Raw genomic sequence first — 18,733 nt, forward strand, 5'->3', positions numbered from 1 at the left:
CTTGACCGCCATCGACCCCACCGCCCACCTGACCGCGGAGCAGATCGAGGAGCTCGGCCGCGAGCTGGACGCGATCCGCGACGAGGTGATCGCCGGCCGCGGCGAGAAGGACGCCGCCTACATCCGCAAGGTCATCTCTGCGCAACGCACGCTCGAGCTGGTCAGCAGGGGAGTGCTGCTGTTCTCGATCTTCCCGCCCGCATGGCTGCTCGGCACCGCCGGTCTGTCCGTGGCGAAGATCATGGACAACATGGAGATCGGCCACAACATCCTGCACGGCCAGTGGGACTGGATGCGAGACCCGAAGATCCACTCCACCACCTGGGAGTGGGACCACGTCTCGCCGGCCGACCAGTGGAAGCACTCCCACAACGAGCTGCACCACACATACACCAACGTGATCGGCAAGGACAACGACCTCGGCTACGGCATCATGCGCGTCGACGAGGACCAGAAGTGGTACCCGTTCCACCTCGGCCAGCCGCTGTGGAACTTCATCAACGCCTGCTTCTTCGAGTACGGCATTGCCGCCTACGACCTGGAGCTCGGCAAGAACCTGAACAAGCGCCGCCGCAAGGACCCGGAGTTCCGCGCGCGTGCCAGGGCCGTAGGCCGCAAGATCCGCAAGCAGGTGCTCAAGGACTACGTGATCCACCCGCTGCTGTCGGGCCCGTCCTTCCTCCCCACGCTCGCCGCCACGTTCACCGCGAACCTGGTCCGCAACCTCTGGTCCCACTCGGTGATCATGTGCGGGCACTTCCCCGAGGGCGTACAGGTCTTCGAGCGCCGGTCGATCAAGGGCGAGACCCGCGGACAGTGGTACCTGCGCCAGATGATGGGCTCGGCGAACATCAGCGGCAGCAAAGCCATGCACTTCATGACCGGCAACCTCTCCCACCAGATCGAGCACCACCTGTTCCCGGACCTGCCGAGCAACCGGTACGCCGAGGTCGCCGTGAAGGTGCGCGCGCTGTTCGAGAAGTACCAGCTGGAGTACGTCACCGGCCCGCTGCCCAAGCAGGTGTTCTCCGCCTGGCGCAAGGTCTTCCGGCTCTCCCTGCCGAACAAGGAGCACGAGGTCAAGACGCCGGAACGCGAGCGGGAACTCGTCGCGGCCTGATTCCCGGCATCAGTCCGGCTGAGATCCTGCATTGCACCGCGCGGCGAGCAGCTGCTGGCCGGCGAAAGCGGTGGCGTCGACGCCGGTGGAGGGCCTGCGGTCGGACAGGCTCCACCCGTTCGTGCGGAACGTGGCCCGTCGGTTGCAGTGATCGTAAGGAGATCTGTCCCACCCCCAGCCGGGCATCTTGGCCCGGGGTGACGCGCGTGGTGAGACTGGCAGCCGGCCGTTAGAGCTTTCGCGCATCGGGCGCCGGCGGCCGAACGCCGACCAACCGTCAAGGGGTTGTGAGATGCATCGGTGCAAGCGTGCGCTGGCGGTGGTGTTCATGACTGCCGCAGCCGTCACCGCGTTCGGAGCGCAGGCCGTGGCCGCGCCCATGCCGTGGGAGACCAGCAAGACTCCCACGGCTGTCTCCCACAGCGCCTCCGCAGCGGCCGGCGCGACCGGCTTGGTCACCGTGCTGTGTGCCGCCGGCTGCTACCAGTAGGACGACCGCTTCACGCGCACCCGTGCCCGGTGCCAGTCCGGTGTGCTCGTCACCCGGCCGGGCATGCGACGGGTCAGGAGCGGGTGCTGTTGTGCCGCACGCCAGCTCCCCACTGCGCTTGCACGGGTGCCATGCACCACTGACACAGGGGGCTGCCGCCGGAGCCGTACTTGTGGGTCTTGCGCTGACAGACGGCGCAGGGGCCGACCTTGTCGCCGGGGCAGACCAGGGCTGAGGGGTCGGGCTCGCTGATCGGGGGCGGTGGAGTCGTCATCGGGGAGGTCCTGTTCTAGGCGATCAGTACACATCGCCCAGTCAGCAGGATAACGGGCGGCATGGCACGACTGTTCGACCGCCGGGCAGAGGTCTCCGGGCGCGGGCGTCTCGCGGGCATGCCGAGGATCTTCAGCTGTTCGTCGGGGGCGCAGTGGGTGCAGGCCCGCAGGCCGATGGCGAGCAGGCGGCGGATCTCGTACGAGTAATGCCCTGGCGCCGCTTGCCCGCCATGTGGCAGTCACCGGCGTGCATCTGGACGGGAGACCGTCCGGTGTCGATGCCGAGTTCAACGATCCCGTCGATCCGCCGCACCCAGAGCAGCCCCCCGAGACCGCCTGCGGCACCTCGCGCGGGGCAGCGCCGGCAGCTTGGCGCTGTTCACGTTCTTGATCTTGGAGTAGCCGTTTCCGGTGGCGACCAGTGTCCAGTGCTGGTCTGAGGCTGCTGTTGGCAGGAGCCGGCGGACAGACGCCGGAGGTCTGCCGCTCCTGGTGGTTGACGTGGGGGGACTGGTGCACATCGGGCGGCTCCAGGGGGTGCCGTTGACGCGTTGCGGGAGGTTGCCGGTACGGACGGTGCGGCAACTCAGCGCGTCGGCGTCGACGGTCGCGAGGGTGGGCGGTCGGCACCGCTCGCGGTGGGCGCATCGGCCCTGATCAGGCCCCGCGTTCGCAGTTCGTCCCAGAGGCCGTCGGGGACGCGCCGGGCGTGGAGCTCCACGTTGCGCCGGACCTGTGCGGGGTCGCGCATGCCGAGCGTGACGTTGATGATGCTGGGGTGTGTGAGGGGGAAGGCGATGGCGGCGGCGGGCAGGGTGGTGCCGTGGGTCTCGCAGACGTGGGCGATGGCGCGGGCGCGGTCGACGAGTTCGGGTGGGGCGGCCTGGTAGTCGTACTTCATGCCTTCGGTGGGGCGGTCGCGGGCGAGCAGGCCGGAGTTGAAGACGCCGACGGCGACGACGCTCTTGCCGTGTTCCTGGGCGGCGGGCAGGACGTCGTCGAGGGCGGACTGGTCGAGGAGGGTGTAGCGGCCGGCGAGCATCACGACGTCGGCGGCGGTCTCGCGCAGGAAGCGGGCGAGCAGGGCGGACTGGTTCATGCCGGCGCCGATGGCTTTGATGACGCCCTGGTCGCGGAGTTCGGCGAGGGCGGGCATGGCTTCGTCGGCGGCCTGGGGCCAGTGGTCGTCGGGGTCGTGGAGGTAGACGATGTCGAGGCGGTCCAGGCCGGTGCGCTTCAGTGTGTCCTCGAGGGAGCGCAGGACGCCGTCGCGGCTGAAGTCCCAGTGGCGGCGCAGGTCGTCGCGGACGACGAAGCCCTCGGTGTCGATGCCCGTGGGGTGGTCGTTGGGGACGAGGAGGCGGCCGGCCTTGGAGGAGATGACGTACTGCTGGCGGGGCCGGTCGCGCAGGGCGGCGCCGAGGCGGTGTTCGGAGAGGCCGAGGCCGTAGTGGGGGGCGGTGTCGTAGTAGCGGATGCCCGCTTCCCAGGCGGTGTCGAGGGCGTCGGCGGCGTCCTTGGCGGTGGTGGTGCGGTAGAGGTTGCCGATGACGGAGGCGCCGAAGCCGAGTTCGGTGACCTCGACGGTGGTGCTGGGGATCTTACGGTGGCGCAAGGGGTGCTCCTGACGGGGTCGTTCAGCGTCGGACGTGGGCCGTGGCGCCCGCGAGGAGCGCCTCGACGTCAGCGAGGGAGACCATGACCGGGGTCGAAGGGCATCGCCTCGCCGACGGCGATCACGTCGGTCATCGGGATTCCTCCGTGGACCGTGCCGGCGCCGACCGTCAGAGCGCCGTGCGCCGCCATCGCCTTCACCACCTGCCCGGCGTCCGGGGTGCGCAGGGTGACCTCCGCGCACCGGGTGCCGCCCGCGGCCCGGGCACGCGCCAGCGGGACGGCCGTGATGGGGCCGGGCACCGTCATGACCGGCGCGATCCGCGCCTCGGCGAGGATGCCGGTGAGGGCGGGGCTCACCGGCCCAGCCATCCGCCGTCGACCGGCAGGACGGTGCCGTGCACGTAGGAGGCGGCGTCCGAGGCGAGGAAGACGGTGGCGCCCGCGAGGTCGTCGGCGCTGCCCCAGCGGGCGGCCGGGATGCGCTCCAGGATCGCCCTGCTGCGGGCCGGATCGTCCTGCAGCGCCTGGGTGTTGTCGGTGGCGATGTAGCCGGGGGCGACGGCGTTGACGTTGACGCCGTGCGGCGCCCACTCGTTGGCCAGTGCCTTGGTGAGACCGGCGATGCCGTGCTTGGCGGCGGTGTAACCGGGGACGGTGATGCCGCCCTGGAAGCTCAGGAGGGAGGCAGTGAAGATGACCTTCCCCAGGCCGCGCGCCACCATCGACGCCCCGACCGCGCGGGCCAGCGCGAACTGCGCGCTCAGATTGACCTGCAGAACCAACTCCCAGTCCTCGTCGGTGTGTTCCGCCGCCGGAGCGCGCCGGATCGTGCCCGCGTTGTTGACCAGGATGTCCACCGGGCGCTCCCGGCCCGCGAGGTCGGCGCCCAGTGCCCGGACGGCCGCCGGGTCGGCGAAGTCGGTGCGGATCGCCTCGAAGGCGCGGCCGGTGGCGGTGACGTCCTTCTCCACCGCGCTGCCGGACTCCTCCAGCGAGGCACTCACTCCGATGACGTCCGCGCCGGCCTCGGCGAGCGCGCGGGCCATGGCCCGGCCGATGCCGCGCCGGGCTCCGGTGACGACGGCAAGTCTTCCGGTGAGGTCGAAGGCGGTCATACGGCGGCTCCCCGGGCGTCGTCGCTGTCGTCGGTGCAGTCCACCAGGATCTTCATCACGGCTCCGCCGCCCTCCAGCGCCTCGAACGCGGCCGGTGCCTGGGTGAGCGGGACGACCTTGCTGATCAGGCGGTCGGCGGGAATGGTGCCGTCGGCCACCAGCGCGACCGCCTTCTCGAAGTCGGAGCGGTCGTACAACCGGGCGCCGATGAGGGTGAGTTCGCGCCAGAAGAAGCGGTGCAGGTTCACCTCGCGGGGGCGGGAGTGGATCGCGACCAAGCACAGCCGGCCGCGGACGCCGAGTACGTCGACCGCGGTGTCCACTCCGCCCGCCGCGCCGGAGACCTCGAAGGCGACGTCCGCACCCGCGTCCCCGGTCCACTGCCGGACCAGTTCGGCCAGGTCCTCGGCGGCCGGGTCCCACACGGTAAGCCCCAACTCCTCGGCGAGCAGCCGCCGGTGGGCGCTCAGCTCCACCACCCGGACGTCCGCCCCGGCGGCCCGGGCCACCAGTGCGATGAGTACTCCGACCGGACCGCCGCCGACCACGACGACCCGCTCGCCGTCGTGCACCCCGGCCCGGCCGACGTCGTGCACCGCGACCGCGGTGGGCTCGACGAGGGCGGCGTGGTCCAGCGGGAGGGTGGCGGGCAGCCGTATGAGGGTGGAGGCGGGCACGGTCCAGCGTTGCTGCATGGCGCCGGGGGAGTCGATGCCGATGAAGTCGAGGTGCTGGCAGATGTGTTGGTGGCCGTTGCGGCAGGCCGGGCAGGTGTCGTCCCAGCGCAGCGGCATCACGGTGACCGCGTCACCGGGTGCCCAGTCCTCGACGTCAGGGCCCACTCGGACGACACGGCCGGCCATCTCGTGCCCGAGGACGGCGGGCACGGTGACCCGCGCGTCCATGTCTCCGTGGAAGATGTGCAGGTCGGTGCCGCAGATGCCGACGTAGGCGGGGGCCAGCTCCACCTCGCCGGGACCCGGTGGTGTGCTGGGGACCGGTGCGGTGTCGAGGGTGCGGGCGGACAGATAACGGGTTGCGAGTGTCACGGGGGGAGGGTCCCTTCGGCGCAGACCGGGGGCGGATGCCGGGGGCTCGGCATCCGTGGTGATGTGTTCCGCGCGGGTTCGGCGCGATGTTCGGTGGGGTGTGTTCAGCTCGTTCGGGCCGTCGCGTCCTTCTCTCCGGCGACGGGCGCAAGGCCGTAGAACGCGGTGGCGGTCCCGGCGAGGAGCGCGTCGACGTCGCTGTCGCTCCAGCCGGTGAGCAACTCGTCCACGGTGGCGGCCCACCGGTTCCAGCCCCCCGCCAGGTTGGCGACCGGCCAGTCCGAGCCGAACATCAGCCGCTCGGGGCCGAAGGCGCAGACCAGTACGTCCCAGACGGGCCGGATGTCGGCGGTGGTCCAGCGGGAGTGGTCGGCCTCCGTGATCAGCCCGGAGACCTTGCACACCACGTGCGGGTGTGCGGCCAGTTGCTGAATCCGGCCTTCCCAGTTCGCGAAGTCCTGCCGGGCGATGTCCGGCTTGCCCGCGTGGTTGAGGACCTGGAGCAGGTCGGGGAAGCGTTCCGCGAGCCGGATCGCCTGATCGAGCTGGTGGTCGCGCACCAGCACGTCGTAGCGCAGTCCGCGGTCCCGCACCGCCCGCAACCCCCGTTCCACGTCGGGGCGTTGCAGCCAGTTCGGGTCGGTCTCCCCCTGGACGAGGTGCCGCAGGGAGCGCAGGTACCGGCCGCCCGGACCGGCGATCATCTGGTCGAGCACGTCACCGATGGCCGGGGAGGTCAGGTCGGCCCAGCCGACCACGGCCTGGATCAAAGGCTCCCGCTCGGCGAGCGCGAGAAGGTCCTCGGTCTCGGCGACCTCCGCGATGCACTGGACGACCACCGTGCCGTGCAGTCGCCGGCCCGCGACGGGGTGGGTGGCGGTGGAGCGCAGGTCGTCCGGGGTGAAGGTGCGGCGGATCGACGCCACGCCGGGGTCGTCCAGCCAGGGTTGCGGACGGCGGGCGAGGTCCCACAGATGGTGGTGTGCGTCGATGAGCACGGGTGCGTTCACGGGCTGATCCAAGTCGGGTCGGGCTGGGCGGGCCGAGTCAGGCGGTGGCGTCGTCCCCGGGCGGGCTCAGGTGCCAGATCTCCGGGAGCTCGCTCCACTGGCGGCCCTCGCCCCGGTCGGGGAAGGGTTCCTGGCAAGGGTCGGTGAGCTTCCACCAGCGCTGGGTCTCGGGGTCTGCCTCGATGGACGCCATGTCCGCCTCGAAGTCCTCGCCGTGGTACTCCATGTAGGCGAACAGCACGTCACCGTGGAGGAAGATGCTGTAGTTGCGGATGTTCGCCCGGAGCAGGGCGGCCTCGACCCTGGGCCACACGGCCGAGTGGAGCCGCAGGTACTCCTCGCGGTGCTCGGGGCGGAGCCGGATGGTCTGGGCGATGCGCTTCACGCCGAGTCCCCTGTCGTGTCGGTGGAGTTGGCCTGCTCGGCCGTGGTGTCGAACGGCGTGCGGTAGCTGGGAGTACGGGTGCGCAGCCCGAGCCGCAGGGTGAGCCGGATACGGGTGGAGGCGGGCAGACGGACCGTCAGGTACGGTCCGTCGCAGGGGACTTCGGCCTCGGTGACGACTGGCTCGGTGTGGCCGTAGTCGTACATGTCTCCGATCCAGCCGTCGTCCGTGCAGGTCGTGTAGCGGACGCCGGTGATGGTGTGCTCGGCGAAGGCGCCCGCCTGGACGATCACTGTGCGGTCCGTCTCGGGGGCCAGGTTGACCAGTTCGACGGTGGTCGCCTCGGGGTCGATGGAGGTGACCAAAGCGGCGACGCCGGCGGGCAGGCCGGCTCGGCGGGCGTCGGCGTCGTGGTAGCGCAGCCGCGCCTGCTGCAGACCGCCCTGGTACAGCACCTGGGGGCCGCCCCAGGTCAGCTGTACCAGGGCCTCGGTGACCACCGGGTTGCACAGCTGCCACACATGGATGTCGGCCTCGGGCACGTCCAGGTCGCGGTAGCGGTCGATGCGCCGCAGCCGGTGGCGGACCTGGGCCTGGGCGGCGGCGAGGATCCGCTCCGGATAGCCGGGGTCGTCGCCGGCGAGGAAGGCGAACCACGCCTTCTCGTGCCCGGAGTCCTCCTTGGACCGGAACGGCCGCACGGTGCGCCAGTCGATGGCGTCCGCCTCGCGCAGCCGTTCCAGCCGTGCGCGGTCGGCCTCCGCGGAGGTGTGGTGCCACAGGGCCACCGGCACGGGGGGCGTGGCCGGGTTGTAGTCGAACCAGCCGGAGTCGTTGTGACGGAACGGCAGGTGCGGTGTGGGCGTGTGACGGTCCCGACCGAGTTCGACCGCCCACTTGGAGGGCAGGCTGGAGTCGGCCTCCGTGTGGGGCATGACCTTGGCGTGGCCGATGAGGGTGTCGAGTGAGGTCGCGACCATGGAGAGGTAGTCGTCGTCCCCGGTGACCGTCGCCGCCGCGAGTGCCGCCACGCAGGCCGCGTGACCGACGCTGTGCCAGCCGTGCGGCCAGGACCAGCCGTAGTGGCCGCCGTACCAGCGTCCCTCCAGCAGGCTGCCGACGAGGCCGTCCGGGCCGACGTTGTCGGGGATCAGGCCGCCGTGTTCCCGCGTGCGCTCGCGCCAGGCTCCCACGTACTCGACGATCCAGTCCCGGTAGCGCTCCTCGCCGGACAGGATCCAGGCGTTGAGGACCAGTCCGGCCGCGGCGAGGTTGACCGCGGTGTCGCCGACGCCCATCCGGTCCCGCATCTGGTCGCCGAGGCGCGGGTCCGCCGACAGGGGGAAGGGGCCGTCCGCGGCCTCGGGGATCCAGTCGAGGGGGTAGCCGTAGGTCTCCGCCTCCTTCGGCAGCCAGGGATACACGGCGCCGTCGAAGAGGCCGGTGCGCTCCGGGTCGCTGCCGTTGTGGGGGCGGGTGATGATGCGGTGTTCGGGGTCGTAGTTGCCCTTGGCGGGGTCCACGTACAACTCGGCGAAGCGCAGCGCGCGCTCACGCCAGCGGTCGGGGGCGGCCATGCAGAGGAAGTACAGCAGGAGCAGGCTCTCGCCCTGGTGGAACCAGTCGTAGCCGCGCTCGAACTCGTCGCGCAGCATGTTCAGTTCGGTCAGCTGCGTGGTGACGCCCTCCCAGTGCTTCTCGCTGGCGGGCAGCAGGTCGTCGGCGCCGCCGAGGAGGTAGAGCTGGGGCCAGTTGAAGAACACTTCGTAGAAGTCGTCCACGCCGTCGCGGGTGGTCAGCGGGCCGGTGTAGTTCAGCCGCCCGTCGGGGCCGGTGAAGTCGCGGGCGAAGCGGCGCCAGGCGTGGTCGAGCAGGTCGAACAGCGCGCGTTGGGCGACGGCCCAGCCTGGGGGTTCGAGCAGCGGGACCGCAGCCTGGACGTCGGGTGCGGGGGATGCCTGGTCGGCGGCCGGGGTGTCGTCCCCGGGGACGTGGGGGTGAGGGCTGAAGGGCATGAAGCTGTTACTCCTTGGTGGCGCCGGCGAGCATTCCGCTGACCAGGAAGCGCTGGGCGAACAGGAACACGACAAGGACCGGTGTGATGGCCACCAGCGTCGCCAGTGCCAGTTGCGGGCGTTGGATCGCGAGGTTGCCGACGGTCGGGTTGAACGAGGGCACATTGCTGAGCAGACTGCCGACGCCCACCTGGATCGGCATCTGGTTGCTCTCGGGGAGCATCACGTAGGGCAGGAAGTAGTTCGTCCAGTTGGCGACGAAGCTGAAGAACCCGACCAGCGCGATGACGGGGGTCGCCAGCGGCAGGGCCACATGGCGGAAGACGCCGAACTCGGAGCAGCCGTCGATACGTGCGGCGGCCAGGAGGTCCTTGGGTACGGCGGTGGTGAAGTAGATGTACGTCAGGTACACCCCGAACGGGTAGAACGAGTACGGCAGGACGATCGACCACATCGTGCCGATCAAATGCACCGCGTTGATCTCCAGGAACAGCGGGACCACCAGCGTGGCGTTCGGCATCAGCATCACGACCAGGGTCGCGATCAGCAGCGTGTGCCGGCCGCGGAACTCGGTCATCGCCAGCGCGTAGCCGGCGGGGATGGCCAGGCAGAGCGTGATGACCAGCGAGATCGTGGCGTAGAGCGCGGAGTTGCGCAGCCACAGCAGGATGGCGTCGTCCTGGAAGGCGGTAAGCGCGTGCCAGTTGGCCGACAGCGCGTGCCAGGACCCGAAGGACAGCGGGTTGTCGTGGACGAGCTGCTGGTCGGTCTTGGTGGCCGCGAGGAGCAGCCACAGCACGGGCAGAACGAAGAAGACCACGAACACGGTGAGCACCGAGCCGGCCAGCAGACGGGACGTCACCTGGCCGGGTGGACGGTGGCGCGGCCGTGGTTGCCCGTGCCGGCTTCCGGGGCTCCGATCCCGTTTCGCGCGAGGAGCGGCGGCAAGAGGGGTGGATCGTGTGTCAGTCGGCATCGAAGAACCCCGATCGTGCGACGAAGACACCGGCGACCGACACGCTGACGACCAGGAGTTCCACCGAGACCGCGGCGGCACCGTTGATGTTGTTCATCTGGAAGGCGAAGTCGTACGTCAGCTGGTTGAGCGAATAGTCGCGGCCGGCCACCCCCACGCTGGCGAGGGAGAGCAGTTGCGGCTCGACGAAGAGCTGCGCGCCGCCCGCGAAGGCCAGGATCACCATGTAGACGATCCATTTGCGGAGCATGGGGATCTGCACCCGCCAGGCGGTCTGCCAGCCGTTCGCGCCGTCGATGCGGGCGGCCTCCATGACGTCCCTGGGGATGTTGTTCAGTGCCCCGTACATGACGACGATCCAGCCGCCCGCGCCGGTCCAGAACGCGATGATCGTGAACAGCAGCGCCAGATTGCCGGGGGCGATGACCTCGCCGAAGGTGTGAAAACCCAGTGTCTCCAGCAGGGAGCTGACGGGGCTGACCGTCGGGTCGAGCATGAACAGCCACACCAGGACGCTCGCGGCGCCCGCGAGCGCGCCGGGGATGTAGTAGAGGAAGCGCAGTGCCTGGCTGAGCGGCCCCGAGGACAGCCGGTGCAGGAGCAGCGCCAGGACCACCACGAACACCACGAGGGACAGGAGCCAGAAGACCAGATAGAGGGCCACGTGGCCCAGGGAGTCGACGAAGCGGAAGTCCTGTGCCGTGGTGACGAAGTTGGAGATGCCGGTGAAGGCACCTCCGGCGTTGGTGAACGCGAAGTAGATGGCGTAGCAGGTGGGAAGGACGCCGAAGGCGATCAGCAGCAGTACGTAGCCGGCGACGAATGCCACGCCGGCCCGGCTCTGCCGGGAGGTGCCGCGAGGGCGCCCCCGGACGGAGCCGGCCGATGAGGGCGTGAGGGTCACTGGGAGACCTTGTATCCGTCGGCCTGGGCGTACTTGACGATCGAGTCCTGCCAGGCGGGCAGCAGCGATTCGATGGTCTTGCCCTGCGTCAGGCCGGGCTTGACGGTGGCCGCCCAGATGGCCTCCTGGCTGAACTGGCCCGAGCCCCAGTCGGACCACACCTGGGAGGAGGCGTCCTTGAGGGCGGTGAGGTCACCGGCGAAGTAGCCGGAGGCGGCCTGCGCCTTCAGCCAGTTCTCGGCCGCCGGCGCGTACGCCGGGAAGCCGGGGGCCTTCTCGCCCTGGTAGGCGTTGTCGGTGGTGACCCACTTCAGGAAGTCGGTGGCCGCCTTGATGTGAGTGGAGTGCTTGGACAGCAGCCAGGTGCCGCCGCCGACGTTGCCGGTGGCCGGCGAGGTGTCGCCCTGCCACTGCGGCATGGGCGCCACCGCGATCTGCTTGGCCGGCGTCTTGAGGCCGTCCTTGAAGACCGCGCCGCCGTACCACGCCGGGCCGGGCATCAGCAGGACCTTGTCGGCCTCGTTCTTGCCGAAGTCGGTGCTGAAGACGCCGCTGATCGACATCGACTTGTTCTTGATCAGCACGTCCAGCAGCTTGGCCATCTTGGTGCAGGCCTCGCTGGTGGTGTTGACCGACACGGACTTGGGGCCGGTGATGTGGTTGGCGCCGCACTTGCTCGCCCACAGATAGATCTCGGGGGTGAAGGTGTCGCCCGCGTCGCCCACGAGGTAGCCGGGGTGCTCCTTGGCGACCTTCTCGCCGAGCGCCTGGTACTCCTCCCAGGTCGTGGGGACGGTGTAGCCGAACTTCTTCAGCAGCGGCGCGTTATACCACAGCACCGCCTGGGAGAGGTCGTTGCGCAGGCAGTACAGGGTGCCGTCCACCGTGCAGACGTCGTTGGCGCCCTTCGCGAACCCGCCCAGGGTCGCATCCGGGATCAGACCCTTGTTGAGCGGCGCCGCGAAGCCCGCCTGAACGGCCCAGCTCGCCTCGTTGTTCTGGGAACTGAAGACGACGTCCGGCCAGCCCTTGCCCGTGCGGTTGAACAACTGCACCTTCGTCTGGAGGTAGTTGGAGCCGTTGGCGTCACCGTCGTAGCTGACGATGTCCATCTTCACGTTCGGGTGCGACGCCTGGTAAAGCTTCGCGGCGTCCATGCGGGTCGCGTCCACCCAGACGGTCAACGCCCCGTCCTTCTGCGGTGCCTGGGCGAAGCCGTCCTTGGTGGTCGTGCCGGCGGTGCCGCCGCTGCCACAGGCGGCCGCTGTGAGCATCACACCGGCGGCACACGCGGCCAGCAACGCGGCACGTCTCCGGCTGGTCCCTGTCTCCTGGTGGGCCGAAGGCTTGTAGACGGACATGAGCGACTCCACTGGGTTTGCGTGAGGCTGACGGCTCTGTCTTCACCGTTGCGGAAGAAATTAGCCGCCATATCGCGGAACTCGTCAAGAGGTGTGTACGTCCTTTTCCTGGGCTCGGTACGGTATGAGGACGCTTCTTTCAGCCCTATGATCTGCCTAAATAGCTATAACTTACGCAAATAACCCATGCTCTCGCGATCTGCGATGCTGAAAATGAGTACGACTTATCTAGGACTGGGGTACCCTGAGTTCGGCTTCAAGGCCGATCAGTCCCTGTCGTCGCAGTCACCCGGAGGCAGCACCCATGAAAGACACGCCCGCCGTGGCGGCAGCGGTGAACGGCGCGGACGAGCGGCGCGACTACCGCCCCGGATACGAGCTCGTGGCGGAGCGGATCCTCGAGTTCATCGCCGAGGCGCGCCTGGTACCCGGCGACCGGATGCCCACGGAGAACGACCTCGCCCAGCAGCTGGACACCAGCCGGGCGGTGGTCCGGGAAGCCGTGAAGATCCTCTCCGCGCTCGGCCGGGTGCGGGCGCACAAGGGACGCGGACTGTTCGTGGCGGACGACGACGGCATGCTGATCGCCAGTCGCTGGGGCGGCTTCTTCCGGCCCGTGGACCTCGACCACGTCCTCATGCTCTTCGAGTTCCGCCGGGTCCAGGAGATGGCCGCCGTCAGACTCGCGGCCACCCGCGCCACGCCGGCCGAACTGCGCACCATCGAGGTCGCCATGCAGCAGTGCCGGCACGGGTACCTTCAGGGTGAGGTCGCCGTCTTCAACCAGGGCGACGACGACTTCCACGCGGCGGTGGCGGTCGCCTCGCACAACACGTTCCTCGGCAGCGCGGTGCGCGACGCCCGTCGGCTGCAGCGGCAGTCCAGCGCCATCGGTATTCACGACACGCTCGGTGAGGGCACCGCGGCCGCGGTCGAGGAGCACGAGGCCATCTACCGCGCCATCCGCGACGGCCGTCCCGACGAAGCCGCCGAGGCCACGGCCGTACACCTCGACAGGACCCTGGAGGACTACCGGCGGGAGATCCAGCGGCGCCTGTTCGGCTGATCCTCCCGCCATGCACAGGGGCTGCTCCAGGGCACGAAATTGGCGCCAGCCAGAGTTCAGCGACTCAGGGCAGTTCAGCGCCGGGGGGACGCTATCGCTGAATCGGGCGACGTTTGAGCCGAGGCGCCGACGAGGACTGCGGGGCCAGGCCGCGTCCGCCAGCGCGGTGATGCTGGTGCACATGCGGTGGGCGGCGTCCAGGGCGGCGCCGCCTTCGGTGCAGTACCCCTGGCGCTACAGACATGGATCCTGCGCGTAACCCCCGAGAGAGGCATGGCGTTCCTGGTCGGCGTATGCCAGATCGCGCTCGCCGTAGGGGCGTTCATCGGTGGCATCGTCGTCGACGAATACGGCACGCGGGCGGGCTGCGCTGTCGGAGCAACGCTCGCCCTGCTCAGCGCGGCAACCCAGATCCACTCCCGCCTGCCCCCAGCTGAAGATCGGCACCGTCGCCTCCTGGCCCATGGAAGTGGTCCACCACCTGCCCGCCGGCAGGCGCAACCGCCCCGCTGTCCAGGCCGCGCGGCACCGAATTACGGGGCTGATGTGTCTGGTCAGGTGGGCGGAGGCCACAAGAAGAGTCGTTGATCCTCGAGGTGCTCAATCGCCGCCGTCAGCAGAGGCTGGCGCCTCAGCCGCGGGGGCCGCGATGGGGGCGGTTGTGATCGTCATGGGGGTTGCCGTGACGGCGATCAGGTAGGTCGGTGAATGGCCGCCTGGCACGGGGCGGAAGCCGCCGGGGGGTTTGATGGTGTAGTTGGCGGTGGTGTGCGGTGCGAGGGTGGCAGGGCCGGACTGGATGGTCCACCAGTTGGAGGCGCCGTGGCCCTGGCGGCTGGCGAAGTGCGGTGTGAGGGGGGAGCCGGTGGTGTTGACGGCCCGTAACGTGATGGCGGTGACGCCGGCTTGTGAGCCGTGGGTGGCGTAGCGGGGCGTGAGGGTCAACTGCAGTGGTGGCCGGCTTGAGGCAGCGATGGCGACGCAGGCGAAGGCGGGGGCGAGCAGTCCGGCGGCCAGGGCTGCTTTCGCGCGTCGGCTGGTGAGGCGGGGCAGGCGCGGTTGCCAGGCGGTGGCGAGCGCGGCGGCCGGGACGGTGGCGGCGGCCGCCAGCCACAGTGGCGTCATCAGCAGGAAATAGCCGTCCTGGGAGCGGGGTGCCAGGTAGAAGGCGATCCAGGGCAGGACGGTGATGGCGGGTCCCAGCCGCCGTAAGAACAGCAGCGTGGCGGCCAGCAGGCCGAGCAGGAGGAGTTGGCTGGCGTAGGTGTAGTAGTCGAGGTGGCTGCTGCCGGCGGTGAAGTAGTAGGAGATGCCCATCGCGCCCTGGCCGTGCAGGATCGCCTTCTGGTTGAGCGGCAGGAAGATGCCGTCCAGCCAGGCGGAGAAGTCCTGGGCGGCGAAATAGGCGTTGACGGCGGACCAGGTAAGTGCGGCGGTGGCGGTGTAGCGGGCGGTGAGGGCCAGGGCACGGCGGGGGCCGAGTTCACCGCGCCGGACGGCGTACAGGCCGATCAGCAGGAACGGGGTGAAGAACCAGGCGAGTTGCTGGGCCGCGCAGGCTGCGCCCAGGGAGATCGCCCGCAGGGTGCCGCGTGATCCCAGGCGTCCGCCCTGGCCGGTTTGGGGCCAGCGGACGACGACGGGGATGAGGAGGGCGAGGGCGATGATGGCCGGGTAGCCGTAGGCCGCGTAGTGGGGCAGGAACCCGAAGCCGAGGCAGACGGCCGTGGCGGCGGAGCGCCAGGGCGCAGGCAGCAGGAACCACAGCAGGACGGTGGAGGCGAAAAGGGCACCGGTGGTGACCAGGGTGGCGGCTGCCGTCGTGGGGATGACGGCGTGGACCGGTGAGGCGAGCAGGGCGGTCAACGGCGGATAGCCGTAGGTGTAGTCGGCGCCGCCCGACATGGTCTTGGTGAGTCCGACGTGCGGCAGGTCGAACAGCCAGGGCCATGGCTGGCCGTAGACGGGGTGGCCGTGCCGGATCTGGTCGGCGGCCTGGGCGGTCAGCGCGGCTTCGTCGGCGCCGGTGTGATGCAGGAGGTAGCCGCAGGCCGCCAGGGCGAGGGCGGTGATCAGGACGGCGGCGTCGATGCGGGTCAGTGCCCGCCGGGTACGTATGAGCAGGCCGAGGGCGCCGCAGATGAGGATCGAGGCGTAGCACAGGGAGATGACGGCGGCGACGGCCGGGCGCGAGCTTATCGCGGTGGTCCAGGCAGAGCGGGTGCCGATGAAGAGGCTGATCGTCGCGAGCAGGGTGATGCCGCGGTGCAGTTGCTGGGGTGCGGGGTCCTCGGCGTCTTGTGCCGCGGCGGGGGCCGTGGGTGGTGTCGCCGGCTGCGTGGCGGTACGGCGACGGAGCCCGACGCTCGTTCCAACCCGGTCGGTGTCGGCCAACACACTGCCTCCTCTGCCCTGCCCCCATTAGGCGGGATCGAGTACGTTCGGCCACCCGAATGGGCCCGGGCGGTGACGGTCGTACTGTCTGACCATCGAGGTCCAGGACGCGTTGTACGTTGTGGGCGATTTTCGGGGGAGTGGTGGGCGAGGCTGGCAGCCGGTGACAGGCGAACCTGGTCGGTTCGGCCATGGGCAGGAGCCACCGGCACCCAGCTGGCCGCCGGCATTCAGCAGGCGCAGAGGGTCACCTCCACCGCGGAGCAGGTCGAAGCGCTGCAGCGGGAGTTGGAGGAGCGGGCGATCGCGCTGCCGGCCCGCCAGCAGCCGGTCGCCACGGACCTGCGGAGGTGGTCACCTCACTGCGGATGAGCGCGGACCCGGAACGCTGCGGCGTGCTGACGCAGCATGTGGCCAAGGTGGCTCAGGGGAGACATCCGCAGCACGCGGCGCCGGATGATCTGCGCCGCACGCTCTTGGGTCTGCTCCGGTCATCGCAGTTGACGGTCCGGGGGCGCTCGGCGAGCCTCCAGCCACTCGTACTAGGCGGTCGGGCTGCGGTCCTCTCGACGCGTCGACTCGCTCATGGAAAGCTGCTGACGCGTATGGACCGGCGACCGTCCGTATGGTGTTCGAGATCTGCTGTGAGTGGAGAGGACCGAGTTCATGACGACCGCAGTGCGACGCTACGGCTTGACGTGGACTGATCCCGACGGTGCCGCACAGGCGTCCGCCGGTGTTTTCGACAAGCAGGCGGCCATCCGGCGCCGACGAGCCCTCAAAGCCGCCGGATGCACGCACGTGAAGGTCGTGAAGGTACATGTTGGCGAGCTTCCCCAACCCGCCATCTGACCACGTGCGCGGCCGGTAGCTGTCCGGCACGACCATGACCCGTTGCAACCGGCCCGCGGCACTGGCCGAGGTCGATTGGTCTGGGACGACATGGCTTGTGGAGGGCAGCGCGGCGGCTGACCTCAGCGCCGACCTGGTGTTCGTCATGGCCGCCGACCAGTACACCCCTCTCCCAAGGTCGCTCGCCAACCCGCCGGTGGACAGGCAGACAAAGGATCCGTCGGCGGTACGGCGATGTCGTTGGCGGGGGCCGAGACGCGCGTGTCGGCGGGGGCGCCCTGGCCGTCGTACTGGACGGCGAAGAGGTTCAAAGCGGTCGTTGAAGTGGGACAGTCGGGGGCGAAACTCGCTCCCGGCTCTCGTGGTTCACCGTCAGTCTCCGGTGCGGTGCCGTCAGCGGGCGAGGTCGATCGCTCGGGAGATGACCGTGTCGAAGGCGCGGTCGGGCAGGATCCGGCGCAGGGTGATCAGGGGGCGGGCGCCGAAGCCCTTGACGTAGCGGGTCTTGGGGCGGCGGGCAGTGACCGCCTTGCCGATGGCGTCGGCGATGACGGAGGGCGGGGAATTACGTTTGGCGTTGGCCTCGGAGCGCAGCGAGGAGGCGACAGCAGTGGCCTGGGCGGCATAGGCGCCGTCGGTGGAGGACTTCTCCAGCTTGTCGGCGGCGATGGCGCCCCATTCGGTGGCAATGCCGCCGGGCTCGATGACGACGACGTCGATACCGAAGGGCTTGGCCTCCACGCGCAGGCAGTCGCTCAGGGCTTCGAGGGCGAACTTGGTGCCGTGGTACCAGCCGCCGAGTGGGGTGTAGATCTTGCCGCCCATCGAGGTGATGTTCACGACCGTGCCGGAGTGCTGGGCGCGCATATGGGGGAGGGCCAGCTGGACCAGGCGGATCGCGCCGAAGACGTTGACCTCGAACTGGTAACGGGCTTCGTCGAGCGGGACGTCCTCCAGTGCACCGTAGGAGCCGTAACCGGCGTTGTTGACGAGCACATCGATGCGCCCGGTCTCGCTGATGATCTTCTCGATGCCGGCCTTCATGGAGGCGTCGTCGGTGACGTCCATGGCCACGGGGCGGATGCCGTGGTCGGCGAGCGTGTGCAGCCGGTCGGTGCGGCGGGCGGCTCCGTAGACGGTGTAGCCGAGGTCCTGGAGCTTGAGGGCCGTGGCTTCACCGATGCCTGAGGAGGCACCGGTGACGAGGGCGGTTTTCGCGGGCATGGCGGTTCCTCCGCAAGTAAGATGAACTCCGGTTCATTATCTATCCTGAACCGTGGTTCACGTTGATGCAAGTCGAGAGGGAGGCGAGCCCGTGCCCCAGGCCAGGGCGCCGCGTGCCGACGCGGTCCGCAACCGAAAGAAGATCCTGGCCGCGGCCGGCGACCAGATCGCCACGCATGGGCCCGAGGCCGGGATGGACGAGATCGCCGCGGCGGCGGGCGTGGCGGTCGGCACGCTGTACCGGCACTTCCCCACCAAGACGGACCTGGTCGCGGCCGTCGTCGCCGAGTACGTCACGCGGGTGGCCGACGACGCGGTAGCCACCCGCGCACGGGTCGCCGCCGGTGCACGTGCACTGGACGAGCTGACCGCGTTCCTCGGACGCGTCGTCGAGGCGTCCGTGGCCGACCGGGCGATCAAGGCCGCCGCACAGGCCCTGGGAGCGGAGCCCGGCGACCGCACCGACGAAGACCGTGCCGGGGCAGCCGTCACGGCCCTCATCCACGCGGGCCAGGCCGACGGCGACATCCATCCCGACGTCACCGTCGACGACATCTACCTGCTGTTCTCCACCGCTCCCACCGACCAGCCGCCTGAGGCCCGCGCCCGCTGGCTCACGCTCGTCACAACGGGCCTGACCACCGCCCGGGGAGCGACTCCCGTCCGGTAGCGACGGCTGCCCAGCCTTGCTGCCCGCGTCTGTGGGGGAGGTTCTTCAGCGCTGATGACAGCGTGGGGCGGCGGCATCTTCCGTGGCGAAAGCGAGGCAGTCACCCCCACAATCAGGCGAACCCCGGGTGTAGTCCCTTGGCAGTCCGACAGAGAGCCGCCGACCGGACTCGTCCCGCTGATCGGTCAACTCAGCTATGTACGCGTCGAC

20 protein-coding genes are annotated in these 18,733 nt (G+C 69.7%); 6 read left to right on the top strand and 14 right to left on the bottom strand.

Annotated elements, in window-relative coordinates:
- The first annotated feature begins 1 nt into the window (after position 1).
- Positions 2–1,120 carry a fatty acid desaturase family protein gene (locus ACWCQ1_RS43370; protein WP_451029024.1) on the top strand — a complete coding sequence of 373 codons (1,119 nt, stop codon included), beginning with the start codon at positions 2–4 and terminating at the stop codon, positions 1,118–1,120.
- Positions 1,121–1,448: 328 nt separating this feature from the next.
- Entirely contained in the window at positions 1,449–1,610 is a 162-nt protein-coding gene (locus ACWCQ1_RS43375; protein WP_358599688.1) for a hypothetical protein, read from the top strand.
- Between the two features lie 73 nt (positions 1,611–1,683).
- Here the strand turns inward: ACWCQ1_RS43375 and ACWCQ1_RS43380 are convergent, their stop codons facing one another.
- Positions 1,684–1,884, bottom strand: coding sequence for a hypothetical protein (locus ACWCQ1_RS43380; protein ID WP_133042351.1), 201 nt, complete (start codon positions 1,882–1,884; stop codon positions 1,684–1,686).
- 61 nt (positions 1,885–1,945) lie between these two features.
- Between ACWCQ1_RS43380 and ACWCQ1_RS43385 the strand changes: the two genes are divergently transcribed.
- Complete coding sequence (locus tag ACWCQ1_RS43385; RefSeq protein ID WP_165954769.1) at positions 1,946–2,092, top strand: hypothetical protein; 147 nt, start codon at positions 1,946–1,948, stop codon at positions 2,090–2,092.
- A gap of 379 nt (positions 2,093–2,471) precedes the next feature.
- Here ACWCQ1_RS43385 and ACWCQ1_RS43390 read toward each other — a convergent pair whose 3' ends face one another.
- From ACWCQ1_RS43390 to ACWCQ1_RS43435, 10 genes are all read right to left on the bottom strand, one after another.
- Positions 2,472–3,500 carry an aldo/keto reductase gene (locus ACWCQ1_RS43390; RefSeq protein WP_451029025.1) on the bottom strand — a complete coding sequence of 343 codons (1,029 nt, stop codon included), beginning with the start codon at positions 3,498–3,500 and terminating at the stop codon, positions 2,472–2,474.
- A 68-nt stretch (positions 3,501–3,568) separates the two neighbouring features.
- The gene (locus tag ACWCQ1_RS43395; RefSeq protein ID WP_451029026.1) at positions 3,569–3,859 is read right to left on the bottom strand and encodes a hypothetical protein; all 291 of its coding nucleotides are present in this window, start codon (positions 3,857–3,859) and stop codon (positions 3,569–3,571) included.
- A complete protein-coding gene (locus ACWCQ1_RS43400; RefSeq protein ID WP_451029027.1) occupies positions 3,856–4,617 on the bottom strand; it encodes an SDR family oxidoreductase in 762 nt (253 codons plus the stop codon). Before ACWCQ1_RS43400 ends, ACWCQ1_RS43395 begins: the two co-directional genes overlap by 4 nt.
- A complete protein-coding gene (locus ACWCQ1_RS43405) occupies positions 4,614–5,666 on the bottom strand; it encodes a zinc-dependent alcohol dehydrogenase (RefSeq protein WP_451029028.1) in 1,053 nt (350 codons plus the stop codon). The genes ACWCQ1_RS43400 and ACWCQ1_RS43405 overlap by 4 nt, the downstream gene beginning before the upstream one ends.
- A 104-nt stretch (positions 5,667–5,770) precedes the next feature.
- Positions 5,771–6,676, bottom strand: coding sequence for an amidohydrolase family protein (locus tag ACWCQ1_RS43410; protein ID WP_451029029.1), 906 nt, complete (start codon positions 6,674–6,676; stop codon positions 5,771–5,773).
- 37 nt (positions 6,677–6,713) lie between these two features.
- Entirely contained in the window at positions 6,714–7,061 is a 348-nt protein-coding gene (locus ACWCQ1_RS43415; RefSeq protein ID WP_451029030.1) for an L-rhamnose mutarotase, read from the bottom strand.
- Positions 7,058–9,076 (bottom strand): hypothetical protein, encoded by a 2,019-nt coding sequence (locus tag ACWCQ1_RS43420; protein WP_451029031.1) that lies wholly within the window; start codon positions 9,074–9,076, stop codon positions 7,058–7,060. Before ACWCQ1_RS43420 ends, ACWCQ1_RS43415 begins: the two co-directional genes overlap by 4 nt.
- 7 nt (positions 9,077–9,083) lie before the next feature.
- A complete protein-coding gene (locus tag ACWCQ1_RS43425; protein WP_451029032.1) occupies positions 9,084–9,938 on the bottom strand; it encodes a carbohydrate ABC transporter permease in 855 nt (284 codons plus the stop codon).
- A gap of 103 nt (positions 9,939–10,041) precedes the next feature.
- The gene (locus ACWCQ1_RS43430; RefSeq protein WP_133042343.1) at positions 10,042–10,956 is read right to left on the bottom strand and encodes a carbohydrate ABC transporter permease; all 915 of its coding nucleotides are present in this window, start codon (positions 10,954–10,956) and stop codon (positions 10,042–10,044) included.
- Positions 10,953–12,317, bottom strand: a complete 1,365-nt coding sequence (locus ACWCQ1_RS43435) for an ABC transporter substrate-binding protein (protein ID WP_451029033.1) — start codon at positions 12,315–12,317, stop codon at positions 10,953–10,955. The genes ACWCQ1_RS43430 and ACWCQ1_RS43435 overlap by 4 nt, the downstream gene beginning before the upstream one ends.
- 304 nt (positions 12,318–12,621) lie before the next feature.
- Here ACWCQ1_RS43435 and ACWCQ1_RS43440 point away from each other — a divergent pair, with 304 nt between their 5' ends.
- Positions 12,622–13,383 carry a FadR/GntR family transcriptional regulator gene (locus tag ACWCQ1_RS43440; protein WP_133042341.1) on the top strand — a complete coding sequence of 254 codons (762 nt, stop codon included), beginning with the start codon at positions 12,622–12,624 and terminating at the stop codon, positions 13,381–13,383.
- 234 nt (positions 13,384–13,617) lie between these two features.
- On the opposite strand, the gene ACWCQ1_RS43445 is transcribed toward ACWCQ1_RS43440, so the two are convergent.
- Both ACWCQ1_RS43445 and ACWCQ1_RS43450 read right to left on the bottom strand, forming a co-directional pair.
- Complete coding sequence (locus tag ACWCQ1_RS43445) at positions 13,618–13,830, bottom strand: hypothetical protein (RefSeq protein ID WP_451029034.1); 213 nt, start codon at positions 13,828–13,830, stop codon at positions 13,618–13,620.
- A 153-nt stretch (positions 13,831–13,983) separates the two neighbouring features.
- Positions 13,984–15,777, bottom strand: coding sequence for a hypothetical protein (locus tag ACWCQ1_RS43450; RefSeq protein WP_451029035.1), 1,794 nt, complete (start codon positions 15,775–15,777; stop codon positions 13,984–13,986).
- A 666-nt stretch (positions 15,778–16,443) separates the two neighbouring features.
- Between ACWCQ1_RS43450 and ACWCQ1_RS43455 the strand changes: the two genes are divergently transcribed.
- Positions 16,444–16,629 (top strand): hypothetical protein, encoded by a 186-nt coding sequence (locus ACWCQ1_RS43455; protein ID WP_358610091.1) that lies wholly within the window; start codon positions 16,444–16,446, stop codon positions 16,627–16,629.
- A 393-nt stretch (positions 16,630–17,022) separates the two neighbouring features.
- On the opposite strand, the gene ACWCQ1_RS43460 is transcribed toward ACWCQ1_RS43455, so the two are convergent.
- Positions 17,023–17,853, bottom strand: coding sequence for an oxidoreductase (locus tag ACWCQ1_RS43460; protein WP_451029036.1), 831 nt, complete (start codon positions 17,851–17,853; stop codon positions 17,023–17,025).
- 91 nt (positions 17,854–17,944) lie between these two features.
- Between ACWCQ1_RS43460 and ACWCQ1_RS43465 the strand changes: the two genes are divergently transcribed.
- Positions 17,945–18,523, top strand: coding sequence for a TetR/AcrR family transcriptional regulator (locus ACWCQ1_RS43465; RefSeq protein ID WP_451029037.1), 579 nt, complete (start codon positions 17,945–17,947; stop codon positions 18,521–18,523).
- Positions 18,524–18,733 lie beyond the last annotated feature (210 nt).

The sequence above is a fragment of the Streptomyces sp. NPDC002144 genome (genome assembly GCF_053593695.1).